Origin of the sequence: Faecalibacterium sp. An58 (assembly GCF_002161515.1) — a bacterium.
GTDB classification, from domain to species: Bacteria; Bacillota; Clostridia; order Oscillospirales; family Ruminococcaceae; genus Faecalibacterium; species Faecalibacterium avium.
On record NZ_NFHX01000002.1, the window covers coordinates 33,387 to 52,464 of the forward strand.

16 protein-coding genes and 1 riboswitch are annotated in these 19,078 nt (G+C 63.1%); of the genes, 10 read left to right on the top strand and 6 right to left on the bottom strand.

Going from position 1 to position 19,078, the window contains the following annotated elements:
• Positions 1-7: 7 nt before the first annotated feature.
• The 3 genes from whiA (at position 8) to pfkA (ending at position 5,654) form a co-directional block, all read left to right on the top strand.
• Positions 8-937, top strand: coding sequence for a DNA-binding protein WhiA (whiA, locus tag B5G12_RS02570; RefSeq protein WP_087323604.1), 930 nt, complete (start codon positions 8-10; stop codon positions 935-937).
• On the top strand, positions 934-4,440 hold the full coding sequence (locus tag B5G12_RS02575; RefSeq protein ID WP_087323606.1) for a DNA polymerase III subunit alpha: 3,507 nt from the start codon (positions 934-936) through the stop codon (positions 4,438-4,440). The genes whiA and B5G12_RS02575 overlap by 4 nt, the downstream gene beginning before the upstream one ends.
• Positions 4,441-4,679: 239 nt before the next feature.
• Positions 4,680-5,654: a 6-phosphofructokinase gene (gene pfkA / locus B5G12_RS02580; RefSeq protein ID WP_087232079.1), complete on the top strand. Its 975-nt coding sequence runs from the start codon at positions 4,680-4,682 to the stop codon at positions 5,652-5,654.
• Between the two features lie 468 nt (positions 5,655-6,122).
• On the opposite strand, the gene B5G12_RS02585 is transcribed toward pfkA, so the two are convergent.
• Complete coding sequence (locus B5G12_RS02585; protein WP_087323608.1) at positions 6,123-6,635, bottom strand: ferritin; 513 nt, start codon at positions 6,633-6,635, stop codon at positions 6,123-6,125.
• 219 nt (positions 6,636-6,854) lie between these two features.
• Here B5G12_RS02585 and ligA point away from each other — a divergent pair, with 219 nt between their 5' ends.
• Both ligA and spo0A read left to right on the top strand, forming a co-directional pair.
• Positions 6,855-8,840 (top strand): NAD-dependent DNA ligase LigA, encoded by a 1,986-nt coding sequence (gene ligA, locus B5G12_RS02595; protein WP_087323862.1) that lies wholly within the window; start codon positions 6,855-6,857, stop codon positions 8,838-8,840.
• 204 nt (positions 8,841-9,044) lie between these two features.
• A complete protein-coding gene (gene spo0A / locus B5G12_RS02600; protein WP_087232070.1) occupies positions 9,045-9,803 on the top strand; it encodes a sporulation transcription factor Spo0A in 759 nt (252 codons plus the stop codon).
• A 128-nt stretch (positions 9,804-9,931) separates the two neighbouring features.
• On the opposite strand, the gene thiC is transcribed toward spo0A, so the two are convergent.
• Genes thiC through thiW form a run of 5 tightly spaced genes read right to left on the bottom strand, consistent with a single transcriptional unit; the run spans position 9,932 to position 14,119 of the window.
• A complete protein-coding gene (thiC, locus tag B5G12_RS02605) occupies positions 9,932-11,236 on the bottom strand; it encodes a phosphomethylpyrimidine synthase ThiC (RefSeq protein ID WP_087323612.1) in 1,305 nt (434 codons plus the stop codon).
• Positions 11,237-11,278: 42 nt separating this feature from the next.
• Entirely contained in the window at positions 11,279-12,082 is an 804-nt protein-coding gene (thiD, locus tag B5G12_RS02610; protein ID WP_087323614.1) for a bifunctional hydroxymethylpyrimidine kinase/phosphomethylpyrimidine kinase, read from the bottom strand.
• A gap of 52 nt (positions 12,083-12,134) precedes the next feature.
• Positions 12,135-12,776 carry a thiamine phosphate synthase gene (gene thiE, locus B5G12_RS02615; protein WP_087323616.1) on the bottom strand — a complete coding sequence of 214 codons (642 nt, stop codon included), beginning with the start codon at positions 12,774-12,776 and terminating at the stop codon, positions 12,135-12,137.
• On the bottom strand, positions 12,763-13,584 hold the full coding sequence (gene thiM, locus B5G12_RS02620; protein ID WP_087323618.1) for a hydroxyethylthiazole kinase: 822 nt from the start codon (positions 13,582-13,584) through the stop codon (positions 12,763-12,765). Before thiM ends, thiE begins: the two co-directional genes overlap by 14 nt.
• The gene (gene thiW, locus B5G12_RS02625) at positions 13,565-14,119 is read right to left on the bottom strand and encodes an energy coupling factor transporter S component ThiW (protein ID WP_087323620.1); all 555 of its coding nucleotides are present in this window, start codon (positions 14,117-14,119) and stop codon (positions 13,565-13,567) included. Before thiW ends, thiM begins: the two co-directional genes overlap by 20 nt.
• Before the next feature lie 221 nt (positions 14,120-14,340).
• Positions 14,341-14,445, bottom strand: a riboswitch (TPP riboswitch).
• 236 nt (positions 14,446-14,681) lie between these two features.
• On the opposite strand from thiW, the gene rpmE reads away from it, so the two are divergent.
• From rpmE to B5G12_RS02650, 5 genes are all read left to right on the top strand, one after another.
• Positions 14,682-14,882 carry a 50S ribosomal protein L31 gene (rpmE, locus tag B5G12_RS02630; protein WP_087228482.1) on the top strand — a complete coding sequence of 67 codons (201 nt, stop codon included), beginning with the start codon at positions 14,682-14,684 and terminating at the stop codon, positions 14,880-14,882.
• A 142-nt stretch (positions 14,883-15,024) separates the two neighbouring features.
• On the top strand, positions 15,025-15,759 hold the full coding sequence (locus tag B5G12_RS02635) for an ABC transporter ATP-binding protein (RefSeq protein WP_087323622.1): 735 nt from the start codon (positions 15,025-15,027) through the stop codon (positions 15,757-15,759).
• Positions 15,756-16,628, top strand: coding sequence for an ABC transporter permease (locus tag B5G12_RS02640; RefSeq protein WP_087323625.1), 873 nt, complete (start codon positions 15,756-15,758; stop codon positions 16,626-16,628). Before B5G12_RS02635 ends, B5G12_RS02640 begins: the two co-directional genes overlap by 4 nt.
• Before the next feature lie 16 nt (positions 16,629-16,644).
• Complete coding sequence (locus B5G12_RS02645) at positions 16,645-18,093, top strand: DUF7088 domain-containing protein (protein ID WP_204245653.1); 1,449 nt, start codon at positions 16,645-16,647, stop codon at positions 18,091-18,093.
• 12 nt (positions 18,094-18,105) lie between these two features.
• The gene (locus B5G12_RS02650; protein WP_087323627.1) at positions 18,106-19,059 is read left to right on the top strand and encodes a DUF4340 domain-containing protein; all 954 of its coding nucleotides are present in this window, start codon (positions 18,106-18,108) and stop codon (positions 19,057-19,059) included.
• Positions 19,060-19,078: the final 19 nt, after the last annotated feature.

Consider the following 19,078-nt stretch of genomic DNA (forward strand, 5'->3'; position numbering starts at 1 on the left):
CCAAAGCATGAGCTTTGCTTCCGGGGCCAGGGGCGAGATCGCCCGGCGCGCACTGACCAGTGAGAGCGACGTCCGGGCGGCCTGTTATGGGCTGGCCTGTTTTGCCAAACATTTCGACACCAGGGGTCTGGTGATCCAGACCGAGCAGGAGGAGACAGCCCTCTATGCCCAGCAGTGCTTTGCCTGCTGCGGCATCCAGGGGCAGATCCGCTGCCGGGAACACGCCAGCGGCCCCGTCTATGAATTCAAGATCGACCAGGCCGGTCCGGTGGCTCAGATGCACGCCCTGTTCGGCACCACCGGCGCCGAACCCAGTCTGCAGATCGACCCTGCGCTCATCCGCACCCCCCGCAGCGTCAGCGCCTATGTGGGGGCGGCTTTTTTGTGCTGCGGCACCGTCACCGATCCCCAAAAGGGCTACCATCTGGAGTTTACCACCCCCCGCACCAATCTGGCGCGGGATTTTGAGGCTCTGCTGGCCGAGCACGAGTTCGGCCCCCGGCGCAGCCGCCGCAAAGGGGTGAATGTCATCTACCTCAAGGCCTGCGCCCATATCCAGGCGCTGCTGGTCTTTATGGGGGCCGGCCAGGCCGCCGGCCTGATGGGCACCCAGCAGGCGGTCAAGTCGGTGCGCAACCGCGTCAACCGCTCGATCAACTGCGAGACCGCCAACCTGGGCAAGACGGTGCGGGCCAACGCTTCGGCCATCAAGGCCCTGCGCTATCTGCAGCAGCAGGGCGCTCTGGATACCTTGCCCGAGCCTCTGCGGCAGACCGCCGTCAAGCGGCTGGAGTACCCCGAGCTGTCCCTGGCGGCCCTGTGTGAAAAGATGGAGCCGCGGCCCAGCAAGTCGGGGCTGGCCCACCGCCTCAAGCGGCTGGAGGAATTGTCCGCCGACCTGCGGACCAGAAGGGAAGGAGGGAGACCCGCATCATGAGCGAGACCCAAGCAGACGGACAGGGGTTCGTGCACCTGCACGTCCACACCGAATACAGCCTGCTGGACGGCGCCTGCCGCATCGACCAGCTGATGGACCGGGTGAAGGAGTGCGGCCAGACCGCCATTGCCTGCACCGACCACGGCGTGATGTACGGCTGCGTCCAGTTCTACAAGGCCGCCAAAAAGGCGGGCATCAAGCCCATCATCGGGTGCGAGGTCTATGTGGCCACCCGTACCCGCTTTGACAAGGTGAACAAGATCGACGGCAACAACCATCTGATCCTGCTGTGCAAGAACGAGACGGGCTACCGCAACCTGATCAAGATGGTGTCGGCAGCCTTCACCGAGGGGTTCTATTCCAAGCCCCGGGTGGACAAGCAGCTGCTGGAGCAGTACCACGAGGGCCTGATCTGCCTGTCGGCCTGCCTGGCGGGAGAAGTCCCACAGGCCCTGCTGGCAGGGGATTATGAGCGGGCCAAGGCCGCAGCCCTGTGGTATAATAATCTGTTCGGCCCGGGCAACTACTACATCGAGCTGCAGGACCACAACCTGGCCGAGGATGAAACGGTGCTTCCCCAGCTGATCCGGCTGTCCCGGGATACCGGCATCCCCATGGCGGCCACCAACGACGCCCACTACCTGCGCAGGGAGGACGCCCGGGTTCAGGAGATCCTGCTGTGCATCCAGACGGGCAAGACCATCCAGGACGCCGACCGGATGGAGTTCCAGACCGACGAATTCTACCTCAAGACCACGCAGGAAATGTACGACCTGTTCGCCGTGGTCCCCGAGGCCTGCGCCAATACGGTCAGGATCGCCCAGCAGTGTGATTTCGATTTTGATTTTGGGCACACCAAGATCCCCTACTACAAGGCCCCTGACGGGATGGACAACCAGGCTTATTTTGAGAAGTTGTGCTGGGAGGGGTTGGAGCGCCGGTACGGCCCCCAGGTGCCCCAGGCCAATAAGGACCGGCTGTCCTATGAGATCGGCGTCATCCGGTCGATGGGGTATACCAACTACTATCTGATCGTTTTCGACTACATCAACTTTGCCAAAAGCCAGAACATCCCGGTAGGTCCCGGGCGCGGTTCGGGCGCGGGCAGTATCGCCGCTTACTGTGTGGGCATCACCGACATTGACCCCATCCGCTACAACCTGATCTTTGAGCGGTTCCTCAACCCCGAGCGGGTGAGCATGCCCGACTTTGATGTGGACTTCTGCTACGAGCGGCGGCAGGAGGTCATCGACTACGTCAACCGGAAATACGGCTCGGACCATGTGGCCCAGATCGTTACCTTCGGCACCATGGCCGCCCGCAATGCCATCCGGGACGTGGGCCGGGTGATGGGCCTGCCCTACCAGAGCGTGGATACGGTGGCCAAGCTGGTGCCCATGGAGCTCAAGATGACCCTCAAGCGGGCGCTGGAGGTGTCCGGTGAGCTGAAAAAGCTCTACGACATCGACCCGCAGGTCAGGGAGCTGATCGACACGGCCGCCAAGGTGGAGGGGATGCCCCGGCACGCATCCACCCATGCGGCAGGGGTGGTCATCACCCCGGAGCCGGTGGATCACTACCTGCCCCTGGCCACCAACGACGGCCTGCCGGTGACCCAGTTCAACATGACCGAGATCGAGGAGCTGGGCCTGCTCAAGATGGATTTTCTGGGCCTGCGCACCCTCACGGTCATCCGGGACGCCGAGACCGCCGCCCAGAAAAAGGACCCCGGCTTCCGTATGTCCGGCCTGGACTACGACGACAAGGCCACCTATGAAATGCTGGGCCGGGGCGAGACCGAGGGCGTGTTCCAGCTCGAATCCACGGGGATGCGGCAGGTGCTGATGGGCCTGCAGCCCCAGAACCTGGAAGATGTCATCGCTCTGATCAGCCTGTACCGCCCCGGGCCGATGGACTCCATCCCCACCTATCTGCGCAACCGCCATCAGCCGGACAAGATCAGCTACAAGACCCCCCAGCTGGCCCATATCCTGGACGTCACCAACGGCTGCATCGTCTACCAGGAGCAGGTGATGCAGATCTTCCGGGAGCTGGCAGGCTTCTCGTTCGGCCAGGCCGACAACGTCCGCCGGGCCATGAGCAAGAAGAAACACGACGTGATGGAGGCCGAGCGGGAACACTTCGTCCACGGCTGCACCGAGCCGGGCCATGAGTGCCCCGGCTGCGTGGCCAACGGCATCTCCGAGCAGGTGGCCAACGAGATCTACGACGAGATGTCCAGTTTTGCCTCCTACGCCTTCAACAAGAGCCATGCGGCCTGCTATGCCTATGTGGCTTACCAGACCGCCTACCTCAAGTGCCACTATCCCGCCGAGTTCATGGCGGCGCTGCTGACCAGTGTGCTGGACAACACCGACAAGGTGATCGAGTACACCGCCGAATGCGCGCGCCTGGGCATCAAGGTGCTTCCCCCTGACATCAACCGGTCGGCGGGCGGCTTCACCGCCGACGGGGAGGGGAAGATCCGTTTCGGGCTGAACGCGGTCAAGAATGTGGGCCGCAATCTGATCGAAGGGGTGCTGAAGGAGCGAGAGAAAGAGCCGTTCCGCAGCCTGTACGATTTCTGCCGCCGGATGCATGGCAGCGAGCTGAACCGCCGCGCCCTGGAGTGCCTCATCAAGGCGGGCGCCTTCGATGGGATGGGGGCCACCCGCCACAGCCAGGTGGAAGCGGTGGAAGGGATCCTCAAGAGCGTGGAAAACGACGCGCGCCGGAACCTGGAAGGCCAGCTGGACCTGTTCTCGGTGATGGCGGGCGGGGACGGCCCGGCTCCCCAGGAAGGCTATGAGATGAAAGCTCTGCCCGAATACACCCACAGCGAGCTGCTGCGGATGGAAAAGGAGGTCAGCGGGCTCTACCTGTCGGGCCACCCGCTGGACGCCTATCGGGAGCAGTCGGCCCGCTTTTCCTCCCACAGCATCAAGATGCTGACCGGGGAGGACGCCCACCAGCTGGACAACACCCGGGTCAAGATCGTCTGCACGGTGGTCAAAAACCGGATGATGACCACCAAGAATAACTCGATGATGGCCTTCACCAGCGTGGAGGACCTGACCGGCACCATGGAAGTGATCGTCTTTCCCCGGGTGCTGGATACCTACCGGGACGCCCTGCAGGAAAACGCCGTGGTGGTGATCGAAGGGAGGCTGTCGGTGCGGGAGGACGAGCCGGCCAAGCTGATGGCCGAGACCGTCACCCCCATCGACCGGTACGATCCTGCCCGGCCCGACGGCTACCGCCCCGACCCGCTGCGGGAAGCGCCCAAACGGCTGTACCTGCGCCTGCCCTCCCGCAAGGGGATGGTCTATCAGAAGGTGGTCAACCTGCTGGAGATCTTTGACGGGGATATGCCGGTGGTGCTGTATCTGGAGGACGAAAAAAAGAAGCTGGCGGCCCCCCGCCGGCTGTATACCTCGGGCCATCCGCTTTTGATGCAGGAACTGGGCCGGCTGCTGGGGGCTGAAAATGTTGCAACAAAATAACATGTATGTGAGTGAATCGAAACGGGTGCCCTGTTCCCAAACCGGGCGAAATGTGTTATAATGTCTGTAATAAGGCAAAGGGGCCGTTCCGCTGCAGCTGCGGCGGGACGGGTCTTTGCTGCGGGCGCGGCTGGGGCGGCAGGGTCCCGGCACGCAGCCTATGGATAAGAAGGACCAAAGCATAGAGGGCCAGAAGGCCCTGGCAAAAAGGGAAATATGTGAATGGGAGGGTTTCTACTATGGAGAAACAGATCAAATCCATCGGCGTGCTGACCAGCGGCGGCGATGCACCTGGCATGAATGCCGCGGTGCGTGCCGTCGTGCGCACCGGCATCCACAAAGGCTACCGGATGATCGGCATCCAGCGCGGTTACAACGGCCTGCTGAACGGCGAGTGCTATGAGATGAACCTGCGCAGCGTGTCCAACATCATCCAGGACGGCGGCACCATCCTTTACACGGCCCGCTGCCTGGAGTTCAAGACCAAAGAAGGTCAGGACAAGGGCGCGGCCAAGTGCCGTGAATTGGGCATCGACGCGCTGGTGGTCATTGGCGGCGACGGTTCGTACCGCGGCGCCCGTGAGCTGGCGCACCGCGGCATCCCCATGGTGGGCCTGCCCGGCACCATCGACAACGACATCGCCTGCACCGACTACACGGTGGGCTATGATACCGCCATGAACACCGCCATGGAGATGATCGACAAGCTGCGCGATACCACCCAGAGCCACGACCGCTGCAGCGTCGTGGAAGTCATGGGCCGCAACGCCGGCTACATCGCACTGAACGTGGCCATCGCCTCGGGCGCCATGGCTGTGCTGCTGCCCGAATATGAGTTCGATATGCAGCGGGACATCCTGGACAAGATCGAGCTGACCAAAAAGACCGGCAAGAACCACTTCATCATCATCGTGGCCGAGGGTGTGGGCCACGCCCAGGAGATCGCCAACGAGATCCAGGCGCGCACCGGCATCGACTCCCGCGCCACCATCCTGGGCCATGTGCAGCGCGGCGGCTCGCCCACCCTGCGGGACCGCGTGAACGCTTCGGCCATGGGCTACCGCGCCGTCTGCCTGATCGATGAGGGCAAGTACAACCGCATCGTGGGTATGCGCGGCGAACAGCTGGTGGATTACCCGGTGGACGAGGCCCTGGAGATGACCAAGGGTCTGGACCCGGTGCTGCTGGATGTCTGCAATACCATTTCGATCTGATGCAGGGCAGGGGAGAGGCCGGCCGGCAGGCTGAGGCTCTTCCTGTCTGAAACATAAAGTTACTACATTCCGGCGCGCGGCGCAGGTGCAAAAGCCTGTGCCGCGCGCTTTTGTTTAAAAACAACGCAGGAACGACCATAAAAAGTGCGATAATACGAATCGTATAACGCTTGGTGATTCACAATCACCCAAAGCGCCGATCGGGTCTGTCTGTTTGCATACCCCCGGGCGGTGCCGGATGACGTTTCGGAGAAGCGAAAAAGAGGTCCCTCTCACGTAGATGCAAAATCAACGCAAGAGGGACCTTTTTTGCATCGACAGAAAAAGCCCCCGTTCGCAGAGGAACGGGGGCGCGGATGCGGATGAACGGCTTGCTTTTAGGGTGTATCTGAAGTCAAAATGCCCAAATGCAAGGCAGATGGGCGTTTTTGGCAGAATGGAACAGCGTTGCGTTTTTTCAGATACACCTTAGTCCAAAGTCAGGGAAGGTGCGGTGTAAGTACGGCTCAGCAGCTCGCTGTTCAGCATATAGAGGCTGCGGGCGTCGCCGCCGTACAGCTCCATCTTGGTGATCTGGTCGGCGGAGTTCTTTTCCTCCTCGCCCTGCTCCTTGATGAACCAATCCAGGAACTGGACGGTGCGGTAGTCCTTGGCCTCCACAGCAGCCGCATAGATGGCGTTGATGAGGCTGGTGACATACTTCTCATGGCCCAGGGCAGCCTTCAGAGGGCCGATCAGGTCGGTGAAGTTGGTCTCGGGCTTCTGGATGGTGTCCAGCACCACCGGCTGGCTGTTGTTGTGCAGGTAGCGGTAGAACAGCATGGCGTGATCCTGTTCTTCCTTGGCCTGGATCTCGTACCAGTTGGCAAAGCCGTCCAGGCCCTTGGCGTCATAGTAGTTGGCGATCTCCAGATAGAGGTAGGCGGAGTAGAACTCCTTGTTGATCTGGGCGTTGAGCAGTTCATAAACTTTCTGATCCATGGCAAAGAACCTCCTGTGTATGGTCAAAAGGCTGCGGGTGCAGCCGTGTGGTTTGTATGTGCTAATCATAGCATGGGACGGCGGGAAAGTCAACCTTCCCTGTGAGCGGGTCACATTTTTAAAAGAGATGGATTCCGGTTGGAACGTTCCCTTCCCGGGCGTTTTATGGTATTATGTAAGAGAGGCCCCGGCTGCCGGGGCGGAAGGAGAGGATCTATGATGGAACTGGAACAGGCCCGCCAGCGTGCACAGGAGCTGCGGCGGGTCATCGAATACAACAACCGCCTGTACTACGACCAGGACGCCCCCCAGCTGGAGGATTTCCAGTACGACGACCTGATGCGGGAGCTGCGTCAGATCGAGGCGGAGTACCCTCAGTTGGTCACCCCCGATTCCCCCACCCAGCACGTGGGCGGCACCCCCAGCGGCCGCTTTGCCAAGGTGACCCACACGGTCAAAATGGAGAGCCTGCTGGATGCATTCAGCTACGACGAACTGCGGGACTTTGACCGCCGTGTGCGGGACGCAGGGATCCAGCCACAGTACGTGGTAGAGATCAAGATCGACGGGTTGTCCTGCAGCCTGGAGTATGAGAACGGCCAGCTGGTACGGGCCTCCACCCGGGGAGACGGCGAGGTAGGGGAGGATGTGACCCCCAACGTGCGGGCCATCCGCAGCATCCCCAAGACTTTGAAGGAAGGGGCCCCCGCCTATCTGGAGGTGCGCGGTGAAGTGTATATGCCTCACAGGGCGTTCCAGAAGCTATGCGAGGAACAGGAGCTGCAGGGGGCGGCCCCGTTCAAAAATCCCCGCAACGCCGCCGCCGGCAGTCTGCGCCAGAAAGACCCCAAGGTGACAGGCAGCCGCGGTCTGGGCATCTTCATTTTCAATGTGCAGCAGGTGCGGGGGATGGAGCTGACCAGCCATGCCGCCAGCCTGGACTATCTGAAACAGCTGGGGCTGCCGGTGTCTCCCCGGTATCACCTGGTGGACAACATCGAGAACGCCATTGCGGAGATCGAACAGATCGGCACAGAGCGTGCAGCCCTGGGGTTCGACATGGACGGCGCGGTGATCAAGGTGGACAGCCTGGCCCAGCGGACTCAGCTGGGCTCCACCGCCAAATTCCCGCGGTGGGCTATCGCATTCAAGTATCCCCCCGAGGTCAAGGAGACCAAACTGCTGGACATCGAGGTGGCGGTGGGCCGCACCGGTGTGCTGACCCCGACGGCTTCCTTTGAGCCGGTCACCCTGGCGGGCACCACCGTGTCCCGGGCGACGCTGCACAACGAGGACTTTATCCGGCAGCTGGGTCTGTGCATCGGGGATACCATCCAGGTGCGGAAGGCAGGGGAGATCATCCCCGAGGTGATCGGTGTGACCGCCCACGCTCCGGAGGCGCAGCCTTGGCAGATGCCTGCCGTCTGTCCCAGCTGCGGGGCGCCTGTGGCCCATCTGGCCGATGAGGCCGCCCTGCGCTGCGTCAACCCCGAGTGCCCCGCCCAGGCCCTGCGCAACCTGATCCATTTTGCCTCCCGGGATGCCATGGACATCGACGGGCTGGGAGTGGCGGTATGCACCCAACTGGTGGACCGGGGCCTGGTGCGCTCGGCCGCAGACCTGTATACCCTGACCCGGGAGCAGCTGCTGACCCTGGACAAGTTCAAGGACAAGAGCGCCGACAACCTGCTGGCGGCCATCGCCCACAGCAAGGAGAACAACCTGGACAAGCTGCTGTTCGGCCTGGGGATCCGGAACATCGGCGACAAGGCCGCCGCCCTGCTGGCGGGTCACTTTGGCACGATGGAGGCAGTGGCCGCCGCCACCGCAGAGCAGATCTGTGAGATCGACGGATTTGGCGCGGTGATGGCCCAGAGTGTGGTGGAGTTCTTCGCCCGGGAGGGGACTGCCGACCTGGTGCGGCGTCTGGCCGCCCAGGGAGTGAATATGCGGTGGCAGGGCCAGGTCCGCACCGATAAACTGGCCGGCAAGACCATCGTTGTGACCGGGACGCTGCCCACCCTTTCCCGCAAGGAAGCCGAGGCGATGATCGTTCAGAACGGGGGCAAGGCCAGCAGCTCGGTGTCCAAAAAGACAGCCTATGTACTGGCAGGCGAGGCCGCCGGCAGCAAGCTGGACAAGGCCCGCCAGCTGGGTGTGCCGGTGCTCAGCGAGGCGGAGTTTTTGTCGATGATCGGATCGTAACCTGTCGAAGCTGTGCTGCAGGACAAAAGGCGGTTGGCAGATGACTGTAATTTCCAAAAATTGCCAATTTATACTGTTGAAGTAACTGGGAAATTATGGTAAAATCCATTGTGCTGGGACATTTCCACGGACTGTCCGCAGCCCTGTCGGGCGCGGGCGGCCCTGCCGCTGTGAAACCTTTTGACACATGCTGGAGGAACGATCATGGACAAAGTGAGATTTTTGATGTCTGATACGGGGCCGGATGTCACCCCTTTATGCCGGGAAGCGCTGGAGCAGAAAGGCATTGAAGTGACCGTGGTGGAAAAGGACGGTTTAAAGGTACTGCAGAAAATGTTGGTGCTTCGTCCCCATGTGGTGCTTCTGGACGCCTTTATGCCCGGGCTGGATGCTTTGACGGTCAAGCAGCGCTACAACACCGCGGGGGAGCTGAGCACAGCTTTCTTTGTGACAGGGGCCTTTCAGAGTGAGAACGTGATCCAGGAGCTGCTGGATGCGGGGTTCTCCTACTACTTTGTCAAGCCTTTCGATGAGAACATCCTCGCGGCCCGTGTGCTGAAAGCGGCGGCCGGACGCAACCGCCAGCCTGCCTATTCCAGTGCAGACAGCGACGAGATGACGGTGACCGAGATCCTGCACCAGATCGGGGTGCCGGCCCATATCAAGGGCTATCAGTTCCTGCGGGACGGAATCCTGCTGACCATGAACGATCCCGATTATATCAACGCGGTGACCAAGCGCCTGTATCCGGAGATCGCCCGGATGAACAACACCAGCGCCAGCCGGGTGGAACGCGCCATCCGTCACGCCATTGAAGTGGCCTGGGACCGGGGCGACGTGGAGACATTGAACCACTATTTCGGCTACACCGTCCACAGCCTGCGCGGCAAGCCCACCAACAGCGAGTTCATCGCCATGATCGCCGACAAAATGCGTCTGGACAAAAAACGCCGCACAGGCTGATAAAACAGCGATAAAAAGCCATTTCTCTATATCGTTGGCCTGTGCCGTGCGCGGTCCGGTCCAAATCAAAGACCTCTGCCTTTTGACGGGCAGAGGTCTTTTGCTTGAAATGATTTTGGTTTTTCCGGTCAGAGGATATCGATGTACTCTCCGTTCAGGGCCTTGTTCATGCTGCGCACCGCGCAGAATTTGCCGCACATGGAGCAGCTGTCCTCAAATTCGGGGGAACGGTCGGCCCGGATGCTCTTGGCGGTCTCGGGGTCCATGGCGCACTCCCACTGCTTGTCCCAGTCGAAGGTGCGGCGGGCATCGGCCATGGCGTCATCGGCGTCCCGGGCGTGCGGCACCTTTTTGGCGATATCGGCTGCATGGGCTGCGATGCGGGCGGACATGATGCCCTGCTTGACGTCTTCCAGATTGGGCAGGGCCAGGTGTTCCGCCGGGGTCACATAGCACAGGAAGGCGGCTCCTGCCGCCGCAGCCATGGCGCCGCCGATGGCCGCCGTGATGTGGTCGTAGCCGGGGGCAATGTCGGTGACGATGGGGCCCAGCACATAGAAGGGGGCGCCCATGCAGAGGGTCTGCTGCATCTTCATGTTGGCCTCGATCTGATCCATGGGCATATGGCCGGGGCCTTCTACCATCACCTGGACGTCCTTGGCCCAGGCCCGCCGGGTCAGTTCGCCCAGCCGGACCAGTTCTTCGATCTGGCACACATCGCTGCCGTCGGCCAGGCACCCGGGACGGCAGGCGTCTCCCAGCGAGATGGTGACATCGTACTCCCGGCAGATATCCAGGATCTGGTCGAAATATTCATAAAAGGGGTTTTCCTGGCCGGTCATGCTCATCCACGCAAAGACCAGCGACCCGCCCCGGGAGACGATGTTCATTTTGCGCTTGTGGGTCTTGATCTGCTGGATGGTCTTGCGGGTGATGCCGCAGTGGAGGGTGACGAAATCCACGCCGTCCTGGGCGTGCAGCCGGATCACATCCAGGAAGTCCTGGGCCGACAGGGTGGCAAGATCCCGCTGGTAGTGGATGACGCTGTCGTAGATGGGTACGGTGCCGATCATGGCCGGGCACTCCCGGGTCAGTTTCTGGCGGAAGGGCTGGGTGTTTCCATGGGAGGACAGGTCCATGATGGCGTCGGCCCCCATGTCCACGGCCAGCATCACTTTTTTCATCTCCACATCATAGTCCTTGCAGTCGCGGGAGACCCCCAGGTTGACGTTGATCTTGGTGCGCAGCATCGAGCCCACGCCCGCCGGTTTGAGGCAGGTGTGCAGCCGGTTGGCACAGATGGCTACCTGGCCTTGGGCCACCAGCTGGCGGATCTCTTCTTCGGTGCGGTATTCCTGAGCAGCCACCGCCTTCATCTCAGGGGTGACGATGCCCAGACGGGCGGCTTCCATTTGGGTCGCATAGGTTCGCATGGTGATAGCTCCTTTCGTGTGGGTGCGGCTGGGCTGGTCTGCTCACGCCCCAAAGGGGCTGTGCAGGTCAAAGGCGTGATCCATGGGCCCGCGGCCCTGCCCCAGATCCAGCATGGCGGCCAGAGCTCCGGACAGGTACTCTTTGGCCCGCTGGATGGCCTGGGGCAGGGGATAGCCCTTGGCCAGGTTGGAGGCGATGGCCGAAGACAGGGTACAGCCGGTGCCGTGGGTGTTGGGGTTCCGGATGCGCTGGCCGTAGAACCATGTGGGGCCGTCCCGGGTCCATAACAGATCGTTGGCGTCGTTGACACTGTGCCCGCCCTTGACCAGCACGGCACAGCCATAGCTCTCGTACAGCTGCCGGCCGGCTAGCTCCATCTGGGCGGGGGTGCAGATCTCTGCCCCGGTCAGTACCTGTGCTTCGGGGATGTTGGGCGTGATCAGGGTGGCCAGGGGCAGCAGCTCGGATTTGAGCGCAGCCACGGCCTCGCTCTCCAGCAGGGCCGAGCCGCTGGTGGTCACCATCACCGGGTCCACTACGATGCTGCGGGCCTGGTATTGGCGCAGCTTCTGCGCGATCACCCGGATCAGGGCCGAGGAGGAGACCATCCCCACCTTGACCGCATCGGGGAAGATGTCGGTGAACACCATGTCCAACTGCCGGGCCAGAAAGTCGGGGTCCGCCTCCTGGATGGCCGCCACACCGGTGGTGTTCTGGGCCGTCAGGGCTGTGATGGCGCTCATGCCGTAGACGCCGTTCATGGTCATGGTCTTCAGGTCGGCCTGGATGCCGGCGCCGCCGCTGCAGTCACTGCCGGCAATGGTCAATGCAGTCTTTTTCTTCATGGGATAGCTCCTTTCATCTCAGCGTGGCCGGGACCGCCGCACCGCCAGGGGCTCAGCGGCCAGTCATTTGGCGGGCCAGCTGTACCAGCCGTGCGGTGGCGGCTCCCGGGTCGGGGGCGCCGAAAATAGCCGATACCACCGCCACCCCGGCGGCACCGCAGCCGGTCAGCTGCAAAAGATTGGTTTCGGTGATGCCGCCGATGGCCACCACCGGGATGGAGACGGCGGCGCAGATCTCCCTGAGGGTGGTCAGGGGCAGGGGAGAGGCATCCGCCTTGGTGGAGGTGGAAAACACCGCTCCCACCCCCAGGTAGTCGGCGCCGGCGGCCTGGGCTTCCAAAGCCTCCTGCACCGTGTGGGCCGAGGCTCCCAGGATGAGATCCGGGCCGGCCATCCGGCGGGCCTGGGTGATGGGCATATCCTGCTGGCCCAGATGGACCCCGGCTGCCCCGCAGGCCAGAGCCACCTCCACGTTGTCGTTGATGATAAGAGGCACGCCGTACCGCCCGCACAGGGCGGCCATCTGCCGGGCCTCCTCCCGAAAGGCGGCGGGGTCGAGAGCCTTTTCCCGCAGCTGCAGGCAGGTGGCCCCGTTTTGCAGGGCGGCTTCCACCTGCCGGGCCAGGGGCTGACTGCCGGTCCAGGCCCGGTCGGTCACCGCGTAGAGCAGCAGGGTGTCCTTATCGCACTTCATAGTCGGCACCTTCTTCCAATTGCGCGCCGGTGAGGTTGTACACCGCGTCGATGATGTAGTTGCGGTAGCTGGCGTTGCCGTCCAGCGGGGTCATGCGGCGGCGGGCCAGCTGACCGCACAGCCCCATGGCACAGACAGCCGTCACGGCCCCGGCCAGGAGCTCCTGCGGGACCGCGGCCAGACAGGCCCCCATCATGGCGGACAGCTGGCATCCGGTGCCGGTGACCCGGCTCATTTCGGGGCAGCCGTTGCGGATGCAGAAGGCTCGCCTGCCGTCGGTCACCACATCAATGGACCCGGTGATGGCGACGACCGCGCCGGTCTGCCGGGCAAAAGACTTGGCAAAGGCGACCGTCTGGTCCAGTGTCCCGGCGGTGATCCGGTCGGCAGGGGCGGCGTCCACCCCATGGGCGGCCTGGCCGCTGCCGGCCAGGGCGCGCATCTCGGACAGGTTGCCCCGGATGGCAGCCGGCTGCAGCCGCTCCAGCAGGATACGGGCGCTTTCGGTGCGCAGTCGGGAGCTGCCTGCCCCCACCGGGTCCAGCACTACGGGAAGGCCCAGGGCGTTGGCCCTGGCCCCTGCGGCCAGCATGGCAGGCAGGACGCTTTGACGCAAGGTGCCGGTGTTCAGCACCAGAGCGCCGCACTGGGCGGTGACCTCCTCTACCTCACCGGGATCCTCCGCCATGACGGGGCTGGCCCCGCAGGCCAGCAGGATGTTGGCGCAGTCGTTGGCTGTGACATAGTTGGTGATGCAGTGGACCAGAGGCGCCGCCGCACGCAGGCGGTCAAGCGTTTCCCGCAGCATGGCTGCCTCCTTTCGCCGGCAGGTCCAGACGGCGCTGCACCTGCGCCAGGGCGCCGGTCCGGGCGAGTGCGTAGAGCAGGATGCCCGACAGCACCGCGCCCCCTGCGGTGGAGACCAGGAAGGGGACGATGTAGACATAAAAGGCTATCTCCCCGGCGCTCTGCCCCATCAGAAAGACGGCCACCGGCCAGGCGCACAGCCCGCCCAGGATCGAGGTGCCGAACACCTCCGCGACCAGAGTGGGGAGGATAGCCTTGAGCTTCCAGTAGGCCAGCCCACACAGCAGCGCTCCGAACATACTGCCCGGGAAAGCCATCAGGCTGCCCAGGCCCAGCAGGTTGCGCAGCAGGCTGGCGGCAAAGGCCACCGCCACCCCGTAGCCGGGGCCCAGCAGCACCGCACACAGGATGTTGACCATGTGCTGTACCGGGGCGCATTTGCTGCCCAGCACCGGGAACGAGAACATGCTGCCCACTACGGCCACGGCGCAGAGGATGCCGGCGATGGTCAGCTTTTGGATGTTGGTATGTTTCATGACAAATCCCTCCATAATGCGTGAAAATGGGACCAAACACAGTCCCCCAAAGCCGGTCGAAGCTTGCTGGCTTCCTCTCACGCCGGAACACGGCTTCCCATCGCTGTATACAAGGCCTGAGGCGCTCCCCTCCTGCCCGGCACGGTCTGCCCGTGCATTCTGTGCATCCGCTCCCTTCCTGCAAAAGCAAAAGCCGGAGACACCCAAACTGGACATCTCCGGCACAGAAAACATTCTTTCCCTACGTTGGCATTATCCAAATCAGGTTACGGGTCGAAGGCCACACCTTCCTCTCAGCCTATGTATAAGCTCCCCACGGTCTTCGGTTTTTGCGCTTGTAGTATAGCATCAAAGGGCGCCGGTGTCAAATCCGGAAAAAAGGGGACCCCGGCCTGCGGCGCGCTGCAAAAAAGCCCTTGATTTTTTTCAGATTCGTGCTATAATAGTTCAGCAATCGTTTCCAAGGCCGCTCGAGGGGGTAGCCGAAATTGAAGGTTGTGATGGGCGCATACATCGGAATATGGCCCCAATTCGTCAGAACCAGAAATGAGGTGAATCGCAAATGAAACAGGGTATCCATCCCAATTACGTTGACTGCACCATCACCTGCGCGTGCGGCAATGTGATCCACACCCGCTCCACCAAGCCCGAGATCCACGTGGAAGTCTGCTCCAAGTGCCATCCTTTCTACACTGGCAAGCAGAAGCTGGTTGATACCGGCGGACGTGTCGATCGTTTCAATCGCCGCTTTGGCCGCAAGTAATTTGCAGCAACGGGCCGCTTCCCCGATGGGGGAGGCGGCCTTTTTTGATTTCATCACTTTGCCATGATTTGAACACATTTCCAGCCTATATTTGCTGGTGGGCGGGTTTTTCCTGCCACACTGTTCGAAAAGGAGCGTGCGCATGATCCAAGTTTCGCATCTGACCAAGGTCTATGGCCGCCGGACGGCGGTGCAGGACCTTTCCTTTACGGTGGAGGACGGGCAGATCTGCGGACTGCTGGGGCCCAATGGGGCGGGCAAGTCCACAGTCATGAACATCCTCACCGGCTACATCGCCCCTACCAGCGGGTCAGTGTCGGTGGAAGGCCACCCGCTGCCCGAGGAGGCTGCCGCGGCCCGGGCCTGCGTGGGGTATCTGCCCGAAACGCCGCCCCTCTATCCGGACATGACGGTGGCCGAGTACCTGCGTTTTGCCGCCGAGCTGAAGGGGGTGCGCCGCGCCGGCCGGGCTGCGGCTGTGGCGGCGGCCGCACGCCGCACCGGGGTGGAAGATGTGCTGCCCCGCCTGATCCGCAGCCTGTCCAAGGGCTACCGCCAGCGGGTGGGCATCGCCCAGGCGCTGCTGTCCGACCCGAAGGTGATCATCCTGGATGAGCCCACCGTGGGTCTGGACCCGGCCCAGGTCACCGGCATCCGCCGCCTGATCCAGCAGCTGGGCCACAAGCACACGGTCATCCTGTCCAGCCACATCCTCAGCGAGGTGCAGGCGGTGTGCAGCCGTGTGCTCATTTTGTCCCACGGGGTGCTGGCAGCGGACGGCACATTGGAAGAACTGACCGCCGGCGGACGCAGCCTGGAACAGGTCTTTCTGGAGCTGACCGGCTCCGATGCGCCGGGAGAGGAGGGGGCGGAATGATCGCCATTTTCAAACGGGAATTCCGGGCCAGCTTCACCGGCATGATGGGCTGGCTGCTGACCGCCTTTCTGGCGGCAGCTTCGGGGTTGTATTTCTTTGCCCTCAACCTGGGCTACGGTCTGACCGACTTTGGCTATTACACCCTCTACCGCACCGTATTTGTGCTGCTGCTGTATGTGCCGGTGCTGGCCATGCGCAGCCTGGCCGAGGAGCGGCGGGCACGCACCGACCAGCTGCTGCTGACCAGTCCTGTGCCGGTGTGGGGGATCGTGGTGGGCAAGTACCTGGCCATGTGCGCTCTCTTTGCGGTGCCCTGCGGGGTGGACGCGGTGATGATCCTGGCCCTGCGGGCCCTGGGGTGCACGGCGGCGTCTTTGGCCTCCAATCTGGCCAGCCTGCTGTGCTACTATCTGCTGGGATGTGCCGCCATTGCGGTGTGCGAATTCCTCTCGGGCCTGACCGAGAACCAGATCATTGCGGCCCTGCTGGGCTTTGGAGCCCTGCTGTCAGCCTATCTGATGCCCAGCCTGCGCAGTATGTTCGCAGCGGGCAGCGGGGCGGCCCTGCTGGTGTTCACGGCGCTGGCCGCAGTGGCGGGGTTCCTGGTGGGCCTGCGCTGCCGCAGCCTGACGGCGGGGTGCCTGCTGTTTGCTTTGCTGGCGGCGGGGATCGCCGTTTTGTTCACGGTCCGCAGCGCCTGGCTCACCCAGGCGTTCAGCCGGGTGCTGGGGGCGCTGTGCCTGTTCGAGCCTTTTGAGAGCTTTGTCAATGGCAGCTTTTCGGTACCTGCTCTGGTCTATTATCTGACCGTGCCGGCGCTGTTCCTCTTCTTTACGGCGCAGCAGATGGAAAAGCGCCGCTGGGTCTGAAAGGGGGTGGGTTTGTATGCTGCATATCCGATTCAAAAGGCATCCCGCCCCGGACGGCGGCCGGGTGTTCCGCAGCGGGCTGCTGTCTGCCGCCACCGTCGCGGCGGCTGTGGTGCTGGCCGTGCTGGTTAACCTGCTGGTGGGGGCCATCCCTGCCCGCTACACCCAGTTCGACCTCTCTGCCGGCGGACTGTATACCCTCGGCGATACCTCCCGTCAGGTGGCCGGCAGCCTGGAGGAAGACCTGACCATCTACTATCTCTGTGAGACGGGCGCGGAGGACCGGATCATCACTCGTCTGCTGGACCAGTACGCCGCGGCGGGTCCCCACATCCGCTGGGAGCAGATCGACCCCGCCGTCTATCCCACCTTTGCGTCCCGGTACGGGGCTGAGAATGCAGCCTCCGGCAGCCTGATCCTGGATACGGGCGATGCCAGCACCGTGCTGGATGCCGCCGGGCTGTATGTCTATGACTATGCCAGCTATTATGAGACGGGCGCCTACGATGTCCGTTTTGACGGCGAGGGCCAGATCACATCGGCCATCTACCGCCTGACCAGCGGCCAGGCCAGCCGGGCCTATTACACCACCAACCACAGCGAAGCGGCTCTTTCGGACACCCTGACCCAGGCGCTGGAGGCCCAGAACATCGAGACGGCCCCCCTCAGCCTGCTGTCCGGCGGAATCCCCGAGGACTGCGCCCTGCTGATCGTCAACTGCCCGGCCAGCGACTTTGCGGGGGCGGACGGGGTGGTGGATGAGACGGCCCTCCTGCAGGAATATCTGGCGGGGGGCGGCAAGCTGCTGCTGATGACCGATGCCTATTATGACACTCCCAATCTGGACGAGGTGATGGCCGGCCTTGGGCTGGCCCGGGTGGACGGCCTGGTGGTGGAGGGCGACCCCGATCACAGCCTCTATGGGTACAGTTACTATCTGCTGCCCGACTACGCCCAGCCCTCTGTCAGCACGGCCCTGGACGGCATCACGTCCAGCGTGCCGGTGCTGGTCCAAATGGCCCAGGGCATCCGGATCACCCCCACCGACGGAGTGACGGCAGAACCCCTGCTGACTACCTCCGGCTCTGCGTACAGCAAAGCTGCGAGCTATGAGATGACCACCACCGAGAGAGAGGGGGGGGATCTGGACGGCCCCTTTGACCTGGCGGTCTATGCGCAGGCCGAGGACACCGGGGCAGAGGTGATCTGGATCGGGTCCTCCAACATGGACAACGAGGCCAATTACCCCAGCGTCCCGGGCAACTGCGATTTCCTGGTGGGGTGCGCGGCTTCCCTCACAGGGCAGTCCAGCGATATCCTCATCGATTCCAAAGCCCTGGAGGCGGACCTGCTGACCATCCCGGCGGGGGTGGTGGCCCCTCTGGGCCTGACCTTCCTGCTTGTGATCCCGGCGGGGCTGCTGATCGCCGGTGCGGTGGTCACCATCCGCCGCCGGCGCAGATAAGGGGGTGCCGCCATGAAGGCCAAACAGCGCACCCTGCTGGTGCTGGCGGCACTGATCCTGCTGGCCGCCGCCGCGCTGGCTGCGGTGACTGCGGCGAACCGCCATGCCGAAGCCGCATCCAGCGAAGCCGCTGCAGGGGATATCCCCCTGGCGGCGTTCGCCCAGGCGGAGCTGACCCAAATCGCCTATACCTGGCAAGGTGAGACCCTGACCCTGGACTACGACGGCAGCCGGTGGACCCTGGCGGAGGACCCGGACTACCACCTGGATCAGACCAAATGCAACACCATGGCCGCCGCCATGACGGGTCTATCGGCCAAGCGCCGCCTGGAGCCCCAGCCCGGGGAGGATTACGGGCTGGATGAGCCCTCCCTGACCGTGTCGGTCACCGCAGCGGGCCGTACCGAGACCTATACTTTTGGGACCACCAACCCGGTCACCGGGGACATCTATCTGCAAAGGGAAGGGGACAGCGCTCTTTACACCGCCGACCCGGCCAAGGCGGAGTGCTTTGCCTATGACAAGGAGGGGCTGTTCGGCCCCTTCCAGCCGGCGGGCATCACGGCCAGCAGCCTGGAGGCAATCGTCTATACCCGTGCCGATGGGGCAGACCGCTTCACCGTCAGCCTCAAGGCCCTGTCGGTGGAAGGGGAGGACGGCGCCTACTCCACTCAGTGGCGTCTGGAGCAGCAGCCCGATACCCCTCTGGACCAGGAGGCCGTACAGCAGCTTCTGTCGGTTCTGGGCGAGTATGCGGCCGGACAGGTCACCGGCGCGGATGCGGCGGCCCTGGGGCTGGGGGAACCGTCGGTCACCGTGACCGTCACCGATGATACGGGAAGCCGCACCCTGACCTATGCCGCCGGCACCGACGGCTGTTACCTGACCGTGGAAGGGGACAGCTCGGCCTATCGGGTGGATGCGGATGCCCTCTCTGCTTTCTGCCCGGCGGAAGAACTGATGTAAAAGATAAGGCATATTTCTG

What these genes read in the sequence shown, in the direction of transcription:
- B5G12_RS02650 (WP_087323627.1), top strand. Translation starts at nt 18,106, where the DNA reads ATGAAGGCCAAACAGCGCACCCTGCTGGTGCTGGCGGCACTGATCCTG.
- rpmE (WP_087228482.1), top strand. Translation starts at nt 14,682, where the DNA reads ATGAAACAGGGTATCCATCCCAATTACGTTGACTGCACCATCACCTGC.
- B5G12_RS02575 (WP_087323606.1), top strand. Translation starts at nt 934, where the DNA reads ATGAGCGAGACCCAAGCAGACGGACAGGGGTTCGTGCACCTGCACGTC.
- thiW (WP_087323620.1), bottom strand. Translation starts at nt 14,119, where the DNA reads ATGAAACATACCAACATCCAAAAGCTGACCATCGCCGGCATCCTCTGC.
- ligA (WP_087323862.1), top strand. Translation starts at nt 6,855, where the DNA reads ATGGAACTGGAACAGGCCCGCCAGCGTGCACAGGAGCTGCGGCGGGTC.
- B5G12_RS02635 (WP_087323622.1), top strand. Translation starts at nt 15,025, where the DNA reads ATGATCCAAGTTTCGCATCTGACCAAGGTCTATGGCCGCCGGACGGCG.
- thiC (WP_087323612.1), bottom strand. Translation starts at nt 11,236, where the DNA reads ATGCGAACCTATGCGACCCAAATGGAAGCCGCCCGTCTGGGCATCGTC.
- thiE (WP_087323616.1), bottom strand. Translation starts at nt 12,776, where the DNA reads ATGAAGTGCGATAAGGACACCCTGCTGCTCTACGCGGTGACCGACCGG.
- pfkA (WP_087232079.1), top strand. Translation starts at nt 4,680, where the DNA reads ATGGAGAAACAGATCAAATCCATCGGCGTGCTGACCAGCGGCGGCGAT.
- B5G12_RS02645 (WP_204245653.1), top strand. Translation starts at nt 16,645, where the DNA reads ATGCTGCATATCCGATTCAAAAGGCATCCCGCCCCGGACGGCGGCCGG.
- spo0A (WP_087232070.1), top strand. Translation starts at nt 9,045, where the DNA reads ATGGACAAAGTGAGATTTTTGATGTCTGATACGGGGCCGGATGTCACC.
- thiM (WP_087323618.1), bottom strand. Translation starts at nt 13,584, where the DNA reads ATGCTGCGGGAAACGCTTGACCGCCTGCGTGCGGCGGCGCCTCTGGTC.
- B5G12_RS02585 (WP_087323608.1), bottom strand. Translation starts at nt 6,635, where the DNA reads ATGGATCAGAAAGTTTATGAACTGCTCAACGCCCAGATCAACAAGGAG.
- B5G12_RS02640 (WP_087323625.1), top strand. Translation starts at nt 15,756, where the DNA reads ATGATCGCCATTTTCAAACGGGAATTCCGGGCCAGCTTCACCGGCATG.
- whiA (WP_087323604.1), top strand. Translation starts at nt 8, where the DNA reads ATGAGCTTTGCTTCCGGGGCCAGGGGCGAGATCGCCCGGCGCGCACTG.
- thiD (WP_087323614.1), bottom strand. Translation starts at nt 12,082, where the DNA reads ATGAAGAAAAAGACTGCATTGACCATTGCCGGCAGTGACTGCAGCGGC.